Annotated in this window: 13 protein-coding genes, 2 pseudogenes and 1 riboswitch; of the genes and pseudogenes, 5 read left to right on the top strand and 10 right to left on the bottom strand. The window is 76.0% G+C overall.

What is annotated here, in order from left to right; genetic code table 11:
- Positions 1-8 precede the first annotated feature (8 nt).
- Positions 9-380, bottom strand: coding sequence for a VOC family protein (locus K4S16_RS07530; RefSeq protein ID WP_149258796.1), 372 nt, complete (start codon positions 378-380; stop codon positions 9-11).
- A gap of 323 nt (positions 381-703) precedes the next feature.
- On the bottom strand, positions 704-2,104 hold the full coding sequence (locus tag K4S16_RS07525; RefSeq protein ID WP_149258146.1) for a PLP-dependent aminotransferase family protein: 1,401 nt from the start codon (positions 2,102-2,104) through the stop codon (positions 704-706).
- 46 nt (positions 2,105-2,150) lie between these two features.
- On the opposite strand from K4S16_RS07525, the gene K4S16_RS07520 reads away from it, so the two are divergent.
- Together K4S16_RS07520 and K4S16_RS07515 are read left to right on the top strand one after the other, a co-directional pair.
- Positions 2,151-2,879, top strand: coding sequence for a phosphodiesterase (locus K4S16_RS07520; protein ID WP_149258145.1), 729 nt, complete (start codon positions 2,151-2,153; stop codon positions 2,877-2,879).
- Between the two features lie 71 nt (positions 2,880-2,950).
- The gene (locus K4S16_RS07515) at positions 2,951-3,745 is read left to right on the top strand and encodes an isocitrate lyase/phosphoenolpyruvate mutase family protein (protein ID WP_149258144.1); all 795 of its coding nucleotides are present in this window, start codon (positions 2,951-2,953) and stop codon (positions 3,743-3,745) included.
- Here K4S16_RS07515 and K4S16_RS07510 read toward each other — a convergent pair.
- Genes K4S16_RS07510 through K4S16_RS07500 form a run of 3 tightly spaced genes read right to left on the bottom strand, consistent with a single transcriptional unit; the run spans position 3,732 to position 6,476 of the window.
- Complete coding sequence (locus K4S16_RS07510) at positions 3,732-5,174, bottom strand: FAD-binding oxidoreductase (protein WP_149258143.1); 1,443 nt, start codon at positions 5,172-5,174, stop codon at positions 3,732-3,734. The genes K4S16_RS07515 and K4S16_RS07510 overlap by 14 nt on opposite strands.
- 50 nt (positions 5,175-5,224) lie before the next feature.
- The gene (locus K4S16_RS07505) at positions 5,225-5,812 is read right to left on the bottom strand and encodes a GNAT family N-acetyltransferase (protein WP_149258142.1); all 588 of its coding nucleotides are present in this window, start codon (positions 5,810-5,812) and stop codon (positions 5,225-5,227) included.
- Positions 5,805-6,476, bottom strand: a complete 672-nt coding sequence (locus tag K4S16_RS07500; protein WP_149258141.1) for a carboxymuconolactone decarboxylase family protein — start codon at positions 6,474-6,476, stop codon at positions 5,805-5,807. Before K4S16_RS07500 ends, K4S16_RS07505 begins: the two co-directional genes overlap by 8 nt.
- A 162-nt stretch (positions 6,477-6,638) precedes the next feature.
- Between K4S16_RS07500 and K4S16_RS07495 the strand changes: the two genes are divergently transcribed.
- Positions 6,639-7,709, top strand: a complete 1,071-nt coding sequence (locus K4S16_RS07495) for a GNAT family N-acetyltransferase (protein ID WP_149258140.1) — start codon at positions 6,639-6,641, stop codon at positions 7,707-7,709.
- Positions 7,693-8,478 (top strand): bifunctional 2-polyprenyl-6-hydroxyphenol methylase/3-demethylubiquinol 3-O-methyltransferase UbiG, encoded by a 786-nt coding sequence (locus tag K4S16_RS07490; RefSeq protein WP_149258139.1) that lies wholly within the window; start codon positions 7,693-7,695, stop codon positions 8,476-8,478. Before K4S16_RS07495 ends, K4S16_RS07490 begins: the two co-directional genes overlap by 17 nt.
- 3 nt (positions 8,479-8,481) lie before the next feature.
- Here K4S16_RS07490 and glyA read toward each other — a convergent pair whose 3' ends face one another.
- From glyA to bla, 5 genes and pseudogenes are all read right to left on the bottom strand, one after another.
- Complete coding sequence (glyA, locus tag K4S16_RS07485; RefSeq protein ID WP_149258138.1) at positions 8,482-9,753, bottom strand: serine hydroxymethyltransferase; 1,272 nt, start codon at positions 9,751-9,753, stop codon at positions 8,482-8,484.
- Between the two features lie 53 nt (positions 9,754-9,806).
- Positions 9,807-9,893, bottom strand: a riboswitch (ZMP/ZTP riboswitch).
- A 104-nt stretch (positions 9,894-9,997) separates the two neighbouring features.
- Positions 9,998-10,813: pseudogene (locus tag K4S16_RS46900) on the bottom strand (DMT family transporter); the annotation flags it as partial.
- Positions 10,814-10,923: 110 nt separating this feature from the next.
- Positions 10,924-11,415, bottom strand: coding sequence for an Lrp/AsnC family transcriptional regulator (locus tag K4S16_RS07475; RefSeq protein ID WP_149258136.1), 492 nt, complete (start codon positions 11,413-11,415; stop codon positions 10,924-10,926).
- A gap of 76 nt (positions 11,416-11,491) precedes the next feature.
- Positions 11,492-12,619 (bottom strand): MFS transporter, encoded by a 1,128-nt coding sequence (locus K4S16_RS07470; protein WP_149258135.1) that lies wholly within the window; start codon positions 12,617-12,619, stop codon positions 11,492-11,494.
- A gap of 77 nt (positions 12,620-12,696) precedes the next feature.
- A pseudogene (bla, locus tag K4S16_RS07465) lies at positions 12,697-13,643 on the bottom strand (class A beta-lactamase).
- A 339-nt stretch (positions 13,644-13,982) separates the two neighbouring features.
- On the opposite strand from bla, the gene K4S16_RS07460 reads away from it, so the two are divergent.
- Positions 13,983-15,590, top strand: a complete 1,608-nt coding sequence (locus K4S16_RS07460; protein ID WP_160160865.1) for a substrate-binding and VWA domain-containing protein — start codon at positions 13,983-13,985, stop codon at positions 15,588-15,590.
- Positions 15,591-15,620: the final 30 nt, after the last annotated feature.

The raw sequence follows: 15,620 nt of genomic DNA, 5'->3' as shown, positions 1-15,620 counted from the left end.
ACGTGCGGTCAGGTCACGCGGGACCGGAGCAGGCAGAACTCGTTGCCCTCCGGATCGGCCAGGACGACCCAGCTCTCCTGGCCCGTCTGCCCGACGTCGGCGTGCCGCGCCCCCGCGGCCAGGAGCCGCTCCAGCTCCGCGTCCTGGTCGCGGTCGGTCGCGTTCACGTCGAAGTGCAGCGGCAGCTTGCCGTTCCGCGGATCGTCGCTGCGGCTGAGGACCAGCGTCGGCCGGAGGCCGCCGAACCCCTCCGGCGGGCCGATCTCGACGTCGTCGCCCTCCTTGCCCAGCACCGCGTACCCGAGCACCTCGCACCAGAACTCCGCGAGCCTCTCCGGGTCGCGGCAGTCGAGCACCAGCTCGGTGATCCGGCATGCCACGGTCGGCCCCCCCATCACGTCGAACGAAGATCGGATATCCGTCCGCCACGGTGCCAGACGCTCGCGCGGGCCGTCGAGCGGATTCGCCGGACCCGACCGGCCCGGCTCCCGAAGGCCCGCCCTAGAGCCGGGCCGCTGGGACGCCGTGGCCGCGCGGGGGTGACGGAGGGTGACGCCCATGGCCAGAAGTGGGCCGCGGTGACGCAAGGGCGTCGCCGCTTCGCGGTGAGTGGCCAGGCCGTCTCGTTCGGGAATGGGGGCTCGTGAAGCCTTCACCCTTCCGCCCGGGAGCATCGACGGAGAGGGTCGCGTGACCGAGCGGGTCACGTCTCGGCGAGAACGGCGCAGAGGGCGTCCAGGGCGGCGGGGTAGGCGGCGCCGACCGGGGTGCTGTAGCCGACGACGAGGCCCTGCGGGCGGCCGTCCGGCTCCTGCCAGTGGTCGCGGAGAGGCATGAGGGCGAGGTCGTGGAACGCGGCGCGGCGCACGGCCTCGCCCTCACCCCGCCCGTCCGGGAGCAGGACGAGGGCGTGCAGCCCGGCGGCGATCCCCTGGACCCGGACGTGCGGGACGCGTTCGCGGAGCGCGGCGACCAGCAGGTCGCGGCGGCGCCGGTAGCGCAGGCGGGCGGCGCGGACGTGCCGGTCGTAGGCGTGGGTGTCGATGAGGTCGGCCAGAGTGAGCTGGGCGAGCGACTGGGTGTGAGCGTCGGCGAGGCGTTTGGCCTCGGCGAAGGGCTCGACCAGGCGCTCGGGCAGGACCAGCCAGGCCAGGCGCAGCGCCGGGGCGAGGGTCTTGGACGCGGTTCCGCCGTAGACGACGTGGTCGGGCGCCGTCCCCTGCAACGCCCCGACCGGCTGGCGGTCGTAGCGGAACTCGCCGTCGTAGTCGTCCTCGACGACGGTCCCGCCCGTGTCGCGGGCCCAGGCGGCGAAGGCCCGGCGGCGGTCCGGGCGGAGGGTCGCCCCGGTCGGGTACTGGTGGGCGGGGGTGAGCACGGCCGCGCCCGCCCGGTCGAGCGAGTCCGGGCGCGCGCCCCGGTCGTCCACCGGCAGGGGGACGACGCCGAGCCCGGCGCGCCGGACGATCTCGCGGTGGAAGAAGTGCCCCGGCTCCTCCATCGCGACCGCCGCCGTCCCGAGGTCCCGCAGGACGGCGGCCAGGAGGCCGAGGGACTGGGCGTAGCCGGACGTGACCACGATCCGGGCCGGGTCGGCGTGCACCCCCCGGGCCCGGCCGAGGTATCCGGCCAGCGCCTCGCGCAGTTCGGGTCGTCCGCGCGGGTCGCCGAGCGCGTGCGCGCCAGGCGGGGCGGACGCCAGCACGCGGCGCGTCGAGCGCAGCCACGCGGCGGACGGGAACGTGCTCAGGTCGGGCCGTCCGGGCAGCAGGTCATGTACCGGTGTCCTGGCGGGCGCCGGTTCCGCGGGCGCCGGTCCGGATCCGGCGGGCCCGGCCGCGGGACCCACCGCGACCCGCGTGCGCGAGCCGGGGACGGCCGTGAGGTAGCCCTCGGCCGTGAGCTGGTCGTAGGCGGCGGTGACCGTCCCGCGCGCCACGCCCAGCTCCGCGGCCAGCGCGCGGGTCGACGGGACGACGTCGCCGGGAGCCAGCCGCCGGGACCTGATGGCCTCGCGGAGGGCGCGTTCGAGGCCCGCCCGGCGGCCCCCGGAGGAGTCGACGTCCAGATGCAGATCGACCGAACCGGTCCAGTCTTCGCGCATGGAACTGGATCTTAATCCTGGTCCGGTCGACCTCTAGGTTCACGGCATGATTGTTTTCGCGCAGCTCAGCGACACCCATCTGGACGGCGGCGGCCACCGCGCCGAACGCGCGGCCCGCGTCATGGACCACCTGAACGGCGTGCCGCTCGACGCCGTCCTCGTCACGGGGGACGTCGCCGACCACGGCGAGCCCGCCGAGTACGAGCAGGCCCGCAAGGTGCTGGCGTCGCCGCATCCGGTGCTCACCTGCCCCGGCAACCACGACGTGCGCGGCCCCTACCGGGAGGTCCTGCTGGACGAGCCGCCGGGCGGCGGCCCGGTCGACCGCGCCCATGAAATCGGCGGGGCCACGTTCCTGATGTGCGACTCGACCGTCCCCGGCGAGGACCACGGGCACCTCGACGACGAGACGATCGGATGGCTCGACCGGCGGCTCGCCGCGGCCCCGGACGCGCCGGCGTTCGTCTGCTTCCACCACCCGCCGGTGGATCTCCAGATCCCCTACGTCGACGGGATCCGGCAGTTCGGCGAGCAGCGACTCGCCGAGGTGGTCCGGCGCCATCCGCAGGTGGTGGCGCTGCTGTGCGGCCACGCCCACACGGCAGCGGCCACGACCTTCGCGGGACGGCCCCTGCTCGTCGCGCCCGGCGTCGTGTCCACCCTCCGGCTGCCGTGGCAGGAAGGCGACATCGCCGACATGGACGCTCCCCCGGGCGTCGCGTTCCACGTCCTGGACGACGAGGGCCGCCTAAGCACGCACTACCGCACCTTCTAGGGGCGCGCCCGGGTGCCGGCGCGGCGAACGCTTCGACGTGCGCCGAAACGACCCGCCCGTAGGTTCAAGGCATGGACTTCGGAGGCGCGGAGAAGGCGGACCGGTTCAGGCGGCTGCACCACGGCGACCGTCCGCTGGTACTGCCGAACGCGTGGGACTTCGCGAGCGGCGCGGCGCTGGCCGAGGCCGGGTTCCCGGCGATCGGGACGACGAGCCTCGGCGTCGCCGCGGCGGCCGGGAAGGCCGACGCGGACGGCGGCACGCGCGCCGAGACCCTCGCGCTGGCCCGGACGCTGGCGCGGCTGCCCGTGCCGGTGACCGTAGACGTCGAGGGCGGGTTCTCCGCCCGCCCCGGCGAGGTGGCCGCGCTGGCCGCCGAACTCGCCTCCTCCGGGATCGCCGGGATCAACCTGGAGGACGGGCGTCCCGACGGGACCCTCGCTCCCGCCGGTCACCAGGCGGCCGTCATCGCCGCCGTCAAGGAGGCCGCGCCGGGGCTGTTCGTGAACGCCCGCACCGACACGTTCTGGCTGGGTTCCCCCGACCTGGACGAGACGCTCCGGCGGGCGCGGGCGTTCGCCGCGGCCGGGGCGGACGGGATCTTCGTCCCGGGGATCGCGGACGACGCCGGCATCCGGGCCGTGCTGGACGCCACGGACCTGCCGCTGAACGTGCTGCACCTCCCGGGCAGGACCGACTACCGGCGCCTCGCGCGGCTCGGCGTGCACCGGGTGAGCACCGGGTCGCTGCTCTTCCGCACGGCGCTGCGGGCGGCGGTCGCCGCGGCGCTCGAGGTGACCGGGGCGGGCGAGGCCCCTGCCGTGCCGTCGTACGGCGAGGTCCAGCGGCTCGTCAGTGGCCGGTGATCCGGTCGGCGAGGCGGGCCAGGCCCGAGGTGGCCGCGGAGGGCGCGGACGCCTCGCGGGCGTCGGCGGCGCGGTAGAGGGCGTACATCGCGTGGACGCCGAGCCACCGCAGGGGTTCGGGCTCCCAGCGCCGGACGCGCCGGTCCACCCACGGCAGCGCGGTCAGCTCGGTGTCGCGGCGCAGGACCAGGTCGCGGAGGGTGCGCCCGGCGAGGTTCGCGGTGGCGACGCCGTGGCCGGTGTAGCCGCCGGCGTGGCCGAGCCCGGTCGCGTGGTCGAGGACCACGGTCGCGCACCAGTCGCGGGGGACGCCGAGGACGCCCGACCAGGCGTGCTCCACTTCCACCTCCCCTTCGTCGGCGACGGCGGGGAACATCCGTGTGAGCATCGTCCAGAGCGCGTCCACGGTGGACGGCTCGGTCCGGCCGCCGTCGTCGATGCGCGACCCGTACCGGTAGGGGCGGCCCCGGCCGCCGAAGGCGATGCGGTCGTCGGCGGTGCGCTGCGCGTACATGTAGTAGTGCGCCATGTCGCCGAGCAGTTCGCGGCGCTCCCACCCGATCGCCTTCCAGGCGCGGGCGGGCAGCGGCGTCGTGACGATCATGGAGCTGTTCATCGGGAGCCAGTCGCGCCGGTGGCCGGGCAGCGCGGCGGTGAAGCCCTCGGTGCCCCGCAGGACGAACTCGGCGGTGACGGTCCCGAACGGGGTGACGGCGCGGGCCGGGGCGGCGCCCCGGCGCGGGTCGATCCGGACGACGGGCGTCCCCTCGTAGACCTCCACGCCGAGCCGCCGGACCGCCGCGGCGAGGCCCCGGACGAGCGCGGCGGGCTGCGCCCGCGCGGCGTGCGGGCTCCACGCAGCGCCGGTCGCGCCATCGACGCGCAGCCGGTCGTCGCGTTCGGCGGCGGGCAGCGGGACGAGGTCGTCGTCGCTCCAGCCCCACTCGCGGGCCTCGCCGACCAGGGCGGCGAGGCGGGCGCGCTGGGCGGCGTTGCGGGCCACGTGCAGGACGCCTCCCTTGACCAGCCCGGCGTCGATCTCCTCGGCTCCGGCGACGCGGACGACCTCGTCCACCGCCTGGAACATGGCCTGCTGCAGCGCGATCGCGGCGGGGCGCCCGTGCCGGGCGGCGTAGCGCTCCCGGGACCCCGCGATCTCCCCCAGCACCCAGCCGCCGTTGCGGCCGGACGCGCCGAACCCCGCGAACTCGCGCTCCAGCACGACGACGCGCAGGTCGGGGCGGGCGCGCTTGAGGTAGTAGGCCGTCCAGAGCCCGGTGTAGCCGGCGCCGACGACGCACACGTCGGCGGTGCGCGGGCCGGGCAGGCGGGGACCGGGGGCGGGGCGCCCGGCCGCCCGGTACCAGTAGGAGACGCCGCCATTGGCGAAGCCGGAGGCCAGGGGCGCCCGGCCCGGGGAGGAGCTCATGCGCTCATCCTGCTGCATTCCGCAGCAAAAGCAACAGTCGGCAACGGATTCTAGGGTACGGCGTCCACAATTCGACGGGATCCGATCCAGCGCGAGCGTTCGGCCGCATAGTAGGCGGCGCCGTCGGGGCCGCTCGGGCCGTCCCGCCACCGGCGCATCCCGAGCTGCAGCGCGATCTCCGACGACGCGGGGTTGGCCGTGTCGATCTCGGCGGTGATCCGGCGCACGCCGACCACCCCGAACGCGTAGTCCAGGACGGCGCGGGACGCCTCGGCGGCCAGCCCCCGGCCCCAGTGGTCGGGCTCCAGGCTGTAGAGGATCTCGACGTCCACGCCGTGGCCGAGCGGCCCCTCGTGGTGGCTGAGCCCGGCCACGCCGACCAGCGGGTCGCCCGGCGCCGCCGCGCCGGCGCCCGGGGACCAGGGCGCGGGGCGCAGCGCCCACAGCCCGTAGCCCTCGGTCGCGAAGTCCCGCTCGCTGGCCTCGATGATCTCGCTGACCTGCACGGGGGTGACCACCCGGTCGTCGAACAGGTGCCGGCGGACGAGGGGGCCCGTCCAGTGCGTCAGCAGGGCGCCGTGGTCGCGCATCGACACCGGGTGCAGGGCGAGTCGCACCGTGCGCAGGACCTCACTCATCCCCGTCCCCCGAAGGGGGCCACTCGGGGGCGGCCTCGCCGTCCGGGACCCCGACCCGGAACACGCGCAGCTGCAGCGCGAGCGCCTGGTAGTAGCCGACGAGCGCGACCAGCTCGACCAGGGCGGTGCGGCCGAGCGTCGCCACCGCCTCGGTGTACACGGCGTCGGCGAGGTCGCCCTCGGCCACGAGCTGCCGCGCCGCCTCGTGCACGACGCGCTCGCGGACGTCGGCGAGCATCGGGGCCCGGCCCTCGCGCAGCGCGTCCATCTCCTCGTCGGCGAGCCCCTGCCGGCGCCCGATGCGCTCGTGGGCGTACCACTCGAAGTCGGAGCGCAGGTGCGCGGCCACGACGAGCGTCGCGATCTCCCGCTCGCGCTTGGTGAACCCGGTGCGGAAGCGCAGCGCCGCGCCGAGGTCCTGGAGCGGCAGGCCGACGGGAGGGCTGTAGAGCATCGCGTTGAACGGGCCCTGGAGCCGGCCGATGTCGTCGGCCAGGGCGAAGGGCGGGTTGCGGTCGCCGGCGCGGGGCCCGCCCGTCACCGCCTCGTAGACGGCCCGCTGCTCGTCGCTGAGCGAACCGGGGAGGAGCAGCGGGAGCCGCGTCGGGGACGGGCCGCGCCGCGGTCGGTCGTTGACGTGCTCACCGCTCACGGGGTCGATCACTCCCCGCACGCTAGGCGCTCGGGGCGGGCGGCTCAACCCCCGTCCGAAATGTGAAACCCCTGGCACACGATGACGTAGCGGCCGCGTAACACGCGTCGGCGAGCCTGGTCCGCGACCGCACCGGACACGAGCGGGGCGACCGGGCCCCGGAGGGAACGTCCCATGCCGCTGCTCCGCATCCGCACCGAGATCGAGGACCGGCCCGGCCGCCTCGCCTCCCTCACGGCCGCGCTGGCCCGGCGCGGCGCCAACATCCTCGGGCTGTCCGTCCAGCTCGACTCGGGCGGGGTGGTGGACGAGTTCGTCGTCGACGTCCCGCCCGGCGGTCCGGACGCGCGCGCCCTCGCCGAGGCGCTGGGCGCGGCGGGCGGGACCCGGACCGCCGTCCTGCCCGCCCGCCCCCACGAGCTGGTGGACGAGCCGACCCGCGTCCTCGTCCTGGCGTCGCGCCTCCGCGCCGAACCGCACGCGGTGCCCGAGATCCTCGGGGAGCTGCTGCGCGCCGACGACGCGCGCTGGCACTCACCCGGCGGGGAGGACGGGGAGCCCGACCGGTGCGACCTCCTCGTCCCGGTGCGCGGCCGCTCGGTCCGGCTCCGCCGCGTGGGCCTGCCGTTCACCGCGACCGAGGCGGCGCGGGCGGACGCGCTGGTTCGCGCCGCGCTTCCCACCGTGCCGCGTCCCTGCGCGTCCCGGCGGATCGCGCTGCGCGACGGCACGCAGGTGGTCGTCCGGCCGATCGAGCGGCGCGACGCGGACACCGTGCGGGCGCTGCACGAGCGCTGCTCGCTGGACAGCCGCCGGATGCGCTACTTCAGCCCCAAGCCGTATCCGCCGCGGCGGGCGTTCGAGCGGTTCTGCGACCCCTCGCGCGGCATGACGCTGGTCGCCGAGGGCCCGGACGGGTCGCTGCTGGCGCTCGCCCACCTGGTCCTCGTCCGCGATCCGGGCGCCGCGGAGGTGGCGTTCCTGGTCGAGGACGCCTGGCAGGGCCGCGGGCTCGGCCGCGGCCTCGCCGTGCTGCTGCTCGCGCTGGCCCGGGACCGCGGCCTGGTGGAGGTGCGCGCGACCGCGCTGAGCGAGAACGCCCGGATGCGGCGGCTGCTGACCTCGCTCGGCGGGCGGACCCGGCGCACCGAGGACACCGCGGTCGTGGAGATCAGGCTGCGCCTGGACGGCCGTCCCGCCGAGCCGGGGGCGCTGGCAGGATGGGCGGGTGAGCGGCGTATATGACGACCCCTGGGCGTACGAGCTGGCGTGCTCGTTCCGCGACGTGCCGGCCGAGGTGGAGGTGCTCCTCGGCTGGTGCGCCGAGCAGGGCCTCGCCCCCCGCACGGCGCTGGAGCTGGCCGCCGGCCCCGCCGAGCACGCCCGCGAGTTCGCCCGCCGCGGCCTGGCGGCGACGGCGCTCGACCTCAACCCGCGGATGTGCGCCTACGCCGCCCGCGAGGCCGAGAAGGCCGGCGTCGCGCTGGAGGTCGTCGAGGGCGACATGACGCGGTTCGCGCTGGGCCGCCGGTTCGACCTCATCGCGACCATGCTGGACTCCACGTCCCACCTCATGACGCTGGACGCGTTCGTGGCGCACCTGCGCCGCGCCGCCGCGCACCTGTCCCCCGGCGGCCTCTACGTCGTCGAGATGTCGCATCCCCGCGACCGGCTGGGCGACGACCCGAGCGTCAGCACCGGGTGGACGGTCGAGCGGGACGGCGTCCGGGCGAGCGTGCGCTGGGGCGAGCCGTCCGACCGGCTGGACCCGGTCACCCAGATCGCCGACGACCACGTCACGATGACCATCACCGGGGAGGGCGCGGAGTCGCGGGTCGTCCGCGACGTCGTGCCCTACCGGTTCTGGACGGCCACCGAGCTGGACGCCGCGATCCGCCTCGCGGGCGGTCTGGAGGTGGCGGCGCAGTACGGCGACTTCGGGGCCGGCGAGGACGCGGTGCCCCTCGCCGACCCCGAGGCCTGGCGCATGATCACGCTGCTGCGCCCGCGCTGAGCGTCAGGGCGCGGACCGCCAGCCCGGCATCGGGTAGGCGGCGAGCAGCTCGCGGACCTGCCCGGCGACCCGGTCCAGGACCGTCTCGTCCTCCTTGGCGGCGGCCTGGACGACCTCGTCGATCCACGCCGCGACCTGCGGCATGTGCTCCTCGCCGAGCCCCCGGGTGGTGATCGCGGCGGTGCCGAGCCGCAGCCCCGACGGGTCGAACGGCTTGCGCGGGTCGAAGGGGACGGCGTTGTAGTTGAGCTCGATGCCGGCGCGGTCGAGCGCCTGCGCGGCGGGCTTGCCCGCCACGCCCTTGGTCGTGAGGTCGATGAGGATGAGGTGGTTGTCGGTGCCGCCGGAGATCAGGTCGTAGCCGCGGTCCAGCAGCGCGGCGGCCAGCACCTTGGCGTTGGCGACGACCTGCCGGGCGTACCCGGCGAAGTCCGGCCGCGCCGCCTCCTTCAGCGCCACGGCGATCGCGGCCGTCGTGTGGTTGTGCGGCCCGCCCTGCAGGCCGGGGAAGACGGCCTTGTCGACCGCCTTCGCGTGCTCCGCCGTCGACATGATCATGGCGCCGCGGGGGCCGCGCAGCGTCTTGTGCGTGGTCGTGGTGATGACGTCCGCGTGCCCGACCGGGGACGGGTGCGCGCCGCCGGCGACCAGGCCCGCGATGTGCGCGATGTCGGCGGCCAGCACCGCGCCGGCCTCCCGGGCGATCTCGGCGAACGCCGGGAAGTCGATCGTGCGCGGGATCGCGGTGCCGCCGCACCAGATCAGCTTCGGCCGCTCCTTGAGCGCGAGGTCGCGCACCTGGTCCATGTCGATCCGGCCGGTGTCGGCCCGCACGTCGTAGCGGACGGGCCGGAACCACTTGCCGGTGGCCGACACCGACCAGCCGTGCGTGAGGTGGCCGCCCATCGGCAGCGACAGGCCCATGACCGCGTCGCCCGGCTCCAGGAACGCCATGTAGACCGCGAGGTTGGCGGGCGAGCCCGAGTAGGGCTGGACGTTGGCGTGCTCGACGCCGAACACGCCCTTCGCCCGCTCGATGGCGAGCAGCTCGATGGGGTCGACGTTCTGCTGGCCCTCGTAGTAGCGCTTGCCCGCGTAGCCCTCGGAGTACTTGTTGGTCAGGACCGTGCCCGCGGCCTCCAGCACCGCCTCCGACACGTAGTTCTCCGAGGCGATCAGCCGGATCTTCTCGTACTGGCGCCGGGCCTCGGCCTCCACCAGCTCCGCGATCTCGGGGTCCTGGCCCTGCAGACGGGGTACGGCCGGTTCGTGCATCGTGAGCCTCCGCGCTGTTCGCGCCAGGGCTTCGGGCGCCCCGGCGAAGGGGACCCGTACACCCAGGCGCGCGGTGTGCGGACTACTTTCGCTCCCCGGTGGTCGTCTCCACCTTGACTGCGCCAGTCGCGTGGGCGCCATCATACCGGGCCGCCCCGCGTCCGCGCCGGGCGCGCTCGGGCACCGAGACCAGGAACAGACCGCCCATCAGCAGCAGCGACCCGGCCGCGACGGGCGGCGGCATCCGCTCGCCGAGGACCGCGACGGCGAGGCCGGTGGCGACGAGCGGCTCGGCGAGGCTGAGCGTCCCGGCGGTCGCGGCGGACACCCGCCCGAGGCCGGTGACGAAGAACATGTACGCGGCGGCGGTGGCGGCGATCCCGAGCCAGGCCACCAGCGCGGCCGAGCGCGGCGCGGCGAGCGCCGGCAGCTCCGGCAGCGTCCAGGGCAGCAGGGCCGCTCCCCCGGCGAGCAGCGTCACCGACACCGCGGCCGCCATCGCCATGCCGGACGTCCCCGCGCCGCGGCCCGTCAGGACCTTGGCCGACACCGTGTAGACGCCGAAGCACGTCCCGCCGACAAGGCTCAGCGCGATCCCGGCGGGGTCGGCGTGGACGGCCTGCCCCGGCACCATCAGCAGGGCCACGCCGCCGACCGCGCAGGCCGTCCCGGCCCACCAGCGGCGGCTGAGCCCGGCCCGCAGGACGAGCCGTTCGCAGAGACCTGTCGAGACGGGCGCGAGCCCGAAGACCACGGCGGTCGCGACGGCGGCGCCCGTCCGGTCGACCGCGCTGAAGAACGACGCCTGGAAGGTGCCGGTCGCGGCGGAGGCAGCCGCGATCGGCGCCCAGGCCGGCCGGGTCAGCGCGCGGAACGCCCGGCGGTCCGCCGCGAGGACGAGGACGGCGAGCACGAGCCCGCCCGAGAGGATCCGGGCGCCGCCGACCGCGACCGGGCTCGCGGACGGCCCGGCCAGCACCTGCGCCGGCCCGACCGTCCCCCAGAGCACGCCGGCGGCGAGCACCAGCAGCGCACCGGATGAATGGTTTCGTCGCTCCATGCCGCCGAAGCTAGGCGAACATGCGGGAGATGGCGTGCACAGCCGTCGTTTCATTCGACCCAGGCGCGTGGACCCGTCAATCCTTCGACCACACGGGGGAACGCTGCCTGTCAGGTGTAGGCCGTTCGCCCTTCCGGCCGGTGCGCCGACGGAAGTTCGGACTGCTCCACCGGCTGGACGTAGTCGTACACGACGATGGTGCGGACGTCCACGTACTCCTTGCGGCGCGCCAGCCGGTCGAGGACGAAGTCGCGGAGGTAGGCGGTGCTCGGCACGGCCACGTGGACGAGCAGGTCCTCGTTCCCGGTCACCACGAAGACCCCGATCGTCTCGGGCATCGAGGCCATGCTGTCGCGGGCGGACTCGATGGCCTCGCGCGACTGGGGCCGGATCCTGATGGAGATCAGCGCCTGCACCCCGCGCCCCAGCCGCTCCAGGTCGGCCGCCGCGTGGAACCCGGTGATGACGCCCCGCGCGCGCAGCGCCCGCGTCCGCTCCAGGGCCGTGGACGGCGCGATCCCCACCGCCTCGGCCAGTTCGCGGTTGGTCTGCCGCCCGTCGCGCTGCAGGCGCCGCAGGATCGCCTGGTCGACCGCGTCCATGAGGTTCCTCCGAACTGCCCGGCGGACGCCGAACTCCCGCGCGGGAACCGCGCCCTTATGTCCCGTTCCCCGAAGATTATTCGACCCGGGCCGTGCCCGCCACGGCCACGAGCGCGCAGGCGCCGACCCCGGCGAGGGCCCAGACCGCGCCCGCCGGCCCCAGATCGAAGAGACGGCCGATCACCAGGTCGCCCGCGAAGGAGAACATGCCGGCGCAGAACGCCAGGACGCCGTAGTACGAGCCGAAGCGCTCCACCGGGGCGTGCCGCGCGGTGCGCTGGAAGACCGCCGGCTGGACAAGGCCGTTCGCCACCCCGTTGAGGACGGCCGCGGCCATCAGCGGGCCGGCCTGCGTGCCGTCCAGCGCCGCGAGCACGAAGAACGCCGCCGCGGCGCACAGCAGGCCGAGGCGCAGCACCCACGGCCGCTCCCCCCGCCGCCGGACGGCGACGAAGGGCTGGACCGCCGCCGCCACCATGGCCAGGAGGGAGAAGGACAGCGTCGCCACCGCGGGCCTGAAGCCGAGGAGGGGCGCGGCCGTCATGATGTGGGTCGCGAGCAGCGTCGTCGGCGCGGTCAGCAGCGCGAAGTACAGGAACCTCCGGTCGCCGAGCACCGCCCGGACGCCCGCGAGGACGTCGCGGAGGCCCGCGGCGGCGCGCTTCGCGCCGGACCGGGGCACGACCAGGAACAGGGCGCCCGCGACCGTCCAGAGAGCGGCGGCGGTGCCCGTCAGGAGGGGGAACCCTGCCCCCGTCCCCAGGAGGAGCAGGCCCATCGGCGGGCCCGCGACGGTCGCCAGGTGCTGGGCGACGACGTAGGCGGCGAAGCCGCCGGACCTTCCGCCGGGACCGACGGCCGCCAGCAGGCTGTGGGCCGCGGGGTTGTAGAGGGCGCCGCCCACCGCGAGGACGACGGCCGCGCAGAGCAGCGCGCCCACGCCCTCGGCGTACCCGAGCATCGCGAACCCCAGCGCGCGCACGGCGCAGGACAGCATCCCGGTCCGGCGCGCGCCGAGCAGGTCGGTGACCGTGCCGACCGGGAGGAGCAGCGCGAACTGGAGCCCCACCCGCACGCCGAGGACCAGGCCGACCGTGCCGGCCAGCAGTCCCAGGTCGTGCCGGAGGTGCGCGACGAGGTGCGCCATCACCGAGAAGAAGCCGAGGCTCGCGGCCAGCTGGATCGCCACGACCGCCGCGATCACGCGGCGACCGGACGGGTCCGCCGCGGGAGCGGGCGGGGCGGGGGCGGGTGCGGTTCCCGACGCGGGGGCGGAGACCGTCACAGCCCTGCCCGCGACAGGCCGGAGACGACCAGCTTCGCGGCCTCCGCGATCAGGGCGTTCTTGGGCGGGGTGCCGTACCCCGGACGGTCGGTCATGACGGCCACCATCAGCGGAGCTCCCCGGGGAGGCCACACGACCGCGATGTCGTTGGCCCTGCCGTAGTCGCCGGTCCCGGTCTTGCTCGCCGTCCGCCAGCCCCGGGGCAGCCCGGCCTTGACGCGTTCGGCCCCGACGGCGGTGGCGCTGCGTTCGAGCCAGCCGCGGACCAGGGCGCGCTTCCCGGGCTCCAGCGCGTCCCCGAGGACGATCGCGCGGTAGTCGGCGGCGATCGCCCGTGGGCTCGTCGTGTCCCGGGGATCGTCCGGGCGGACCCTGTTCAGTTCGGGCTCGTAGTCGTCCATGCGGCTGACGGCGTCGCCGAGCCCGCGCAGGTAGGCGGTGAGCCCTGCCGGGCCGCCGGCGTCGCGCATCAGCAGGTTCCCCGCCGTGCCGTCGCTGTAGCGGACGGCGGCGTCGCACAGCTCCCGGATCGTCATGCCGGTGTCGACGCGGTCCTTGGTGATCGGTGAGATGGAGTTCACGTCGGCCCGGGTGTAGGTGACGCGCTCGTCGAGGTGGGCGAGCGGATTGCCGTGCAGGACCGCCGCCGCGGCGAGCGCCTTGAAGGTGGAGCAGAACGCGAAGCGCTCGTCGGCGCGTAGGCCACCTCGGCTCCGGTCCGGGTCGCCACCGCGTACACGCCGAGGCGGGCGCCGTGCCGGCGTTCGAGCGCCGCGAACCGCGACGCGTCCGGCTGCACGGCCGCCGAGACGTCCGGGGACCGTGCGGACGGCGATGCCGCCGCGGAGGGCGGTCGTTCCCTCTCCGCGCATCCGGCCAGCGGCAGGAGAGCCGCGGCGGCCAGCAGCGTCCGCCGGGAAGAGCCGGACTGCTCGAACGGCATGCGGGGCACCTGCTTTCCCGGGGCGGAGGGCGGACGCCGCTCAGCAGACCAGAGCCGCACTCGCGGCGTCCAATATGGATATCGCTCGTGCCGCCATACGCGCGCACATATCGACGCTGGTCAGAGGGGCCCGCCGAGGCGCCGCCGGGGAGACCGGCGATTCTGCCGATGCCGGTGGGACCGGTGGGTCCGACAATGGGCGGCTCACAGAGGCCGGCCGCGCGAGTCGCCGCCGGTGCGGGAGCCAGGGTCGGCGGGGAGTCGAGGTCGGACGTGGGCGGAGCGCATCGAGGGACCGGCCGGCGGGGGCGCCGGCGCGCGGTGACGGCGGGCGCGGCGGTGAGCGGGGCGGTCGTCGCGGCCGTGCTCGGCACCTCGGTGTACGCGCTGTCGGAGACCCCGGGCTGCTCCGGACCCGTGCGGGGGCTCGACGTCGCCGCCGCGCCCGAGATCGCCGGGGCGGTCTCGGCGGTGGGCGCCGAGTTCAACCGCCGGGGGCACCGGGTCCGGGGCCGCTGCGTGCGGGTCGCCGTGCGGGCGGCGGGCCCCGCCGGAGTGCGGGCGCTGCTGGCGGGCGAGATCCCGCCCGGCGCGGGCGTCCGCCGCCCGGACGTGTGGATCCCCGACTCGTCGCTGTGGCTGCGCCTGCTGGAGGCGCCGCCGCCCGCCGCCGGGTCCCTCGCCCGCTCCCCGCTGGTGGCGGCGCTGCCCCGCGCCGAGGCCGGCCGCGCGGCCGGGCCGTGGCGGAAGGTGCTGGACGCGGCCGTGCCCGGGACGCGGGAGTCCCGGTCGTTCCGGCTGACGGTGGCCGACCCGGCGCGCACCGGCACGGGCCTGGCGTCGCTGCTCATGGTCGACGCACGGTACGGGAAGGCGTCCGCGCCGTTCGCGGCGTTCGCGCGGGACGTGCGCCAGCACGTCACGCCCGACGCCTCGGCGCAGTTCTCCGCCCTCGCCCGCCGCGAGTCCGGCCGCGTCCCCGTCCTGGTGACGTCGGAGCAGGCCGTGTGGGCGCACGACCGCGCGGACCCGTCCGAGCCGGCGGAGGCCGTCTACCCGCCCGACGGCACCCTCTTCCTGGACTATCCGGTCACGCTGCCGTCCGCCGATCCGGCCGCGCGGCTGTTCGCGCGGGCGCTGCGGTCCGGCGCCGCCCGCGAGGCGTTCCGGTCCCGCGGCTTCCGGGACCCGGACGGAGCCCCTCCCGCGGCGTTCGCCGAGGCCGCCGGCGTGGCGGCGGCGCGTCCGCCGGAGCTGCCCGCCCCGGCGGGAGCCGACGTCGAGCGGGTCGCGCAGGCGTGGGCGCGGCTGGCGCTCGCCTCGCGGATGCTGTCGCTGATCGACGTGTCCGGGTCGATGGCGCAGCGCGTGCCCGGCACCGGCCTCACCCGGATGCAGGCGATCGCGCAGGCGTCGCGGCAGGGCCTCGCGCTCCAGCCGGACGACACCGAGCTCGCCCAGTGGATCTTCTCGACGCGGCTGGACGGCGTCCGGGACTGGCACGAGAACGTGCCGATGGGCCCGCTCGGAGGCCGGATCGGGTCCGCGACCCGCCGGCAGCGGATCCTCGGCGCGCTGGCGGCGCTGCGCCCGCGGCCGGACGGCGGCACGGGCCTGTACGACACGCTGCTGGCCGCCGTCCGGTACATGCGCCGCACGTACCGGCCGGAGATGGTCAACACCGTGCTGGTGTTCACCGACGGCCGTGACGACGACCCGGACGGCCCGACGCTCCCCGCGACGCTGGCGGCCCTGCGCGCGGAGCGCGACCCGGCCCGGCCGGTGCAGATCATCGTGGTCGGGTTCGGCCCGGACGTGGACACCGCCGAACTGCGCGGGATCGCGGACGCGACCGGCGGCAGCGTCTACACCGCGCACGCCCCGCAGGACATCCTGCGGATCTTCGGGCAGGCCACCGCCCGCCGCCTCTGCGCGCCGCACTGCTGACTCCGCGGGAGCGGCCCCGGTCCGGAAAGA

It is taken from the genome of Actinomadura sp. K4S16, from assembly GCF_008327685.1.
Classification (GTDB): domain Bacteria; phylum Actinomycetota; class Actinomycetes; order Streptosporangiales; family Streptosporangiaceae; genus Spirillospora.
Note: the sequence above shows the minus strand (reverse complement) of the source record. Positions and strands in the feature narration are given on the sequence as shown.

Excerpts from the sequence above, each read along its gene's own strand:
- K4S16_RS07525 (WP_149258146.1), bottom strand. The coding sequence starts at position 2,104 with ATGCGCGAAGACTGGACCGGTTCGGTCGATCTGCATCTGGACGTCGAC.
- K4S16_RS07520 (WP_149258145.1), top strand. The coding sequence starts at position 2,151 with ATGATTGTTTTCGCGCAGCTCAGCGACACCCATCTGGACGGCGGCGGC.
- K4S16_RS07515 (WP_149258144.1), top strand. The coding sequence starts at position 2,951 with ATGGACTTCGGAGGCGCGGAGAAGGCGGACCGGTTCAGGCGGCTGCAC.
- K4S16_RS07510 (WP_149258143.1), bottom strand. The coding sequence starts at position 5,174 with ATGAGCTCCTCCCCGGGCCGGGCGCCCCTGGCCTCCGGCTTCGCCAAT.
- K4S16_RS07505 (WP_149258142.1), bottom strand. The coding sequence starts at position 5,812 with ATGAGTGAGGTCCTGCGCACGGTGCGACTCGCCCTGCACCCGGTGTCG.
- K4S16_RS07495 (WP_149258140.1), top strand. The coding sequence starts at position 6,639 with ATGCCGCTGCTCCGCATCCGCACCGAGATCGAGGACCGGCCCGGCCGC.
- glyA (WP_149258138.1), bottom strand. The coding sequence starts at position 9,753 with ATGCACGAACCGGCCGTACCCCGTCTGCAGGGCCAGGACCCCGAGATC.
- K4S16_RS07475 (WP_149258136.1), bottom strand. The coding sequence starts at position 11,415 with ATGGACGCGGTCGACCAGGCGATCCTGCGGCGCCTGCAGCGCGACGGG.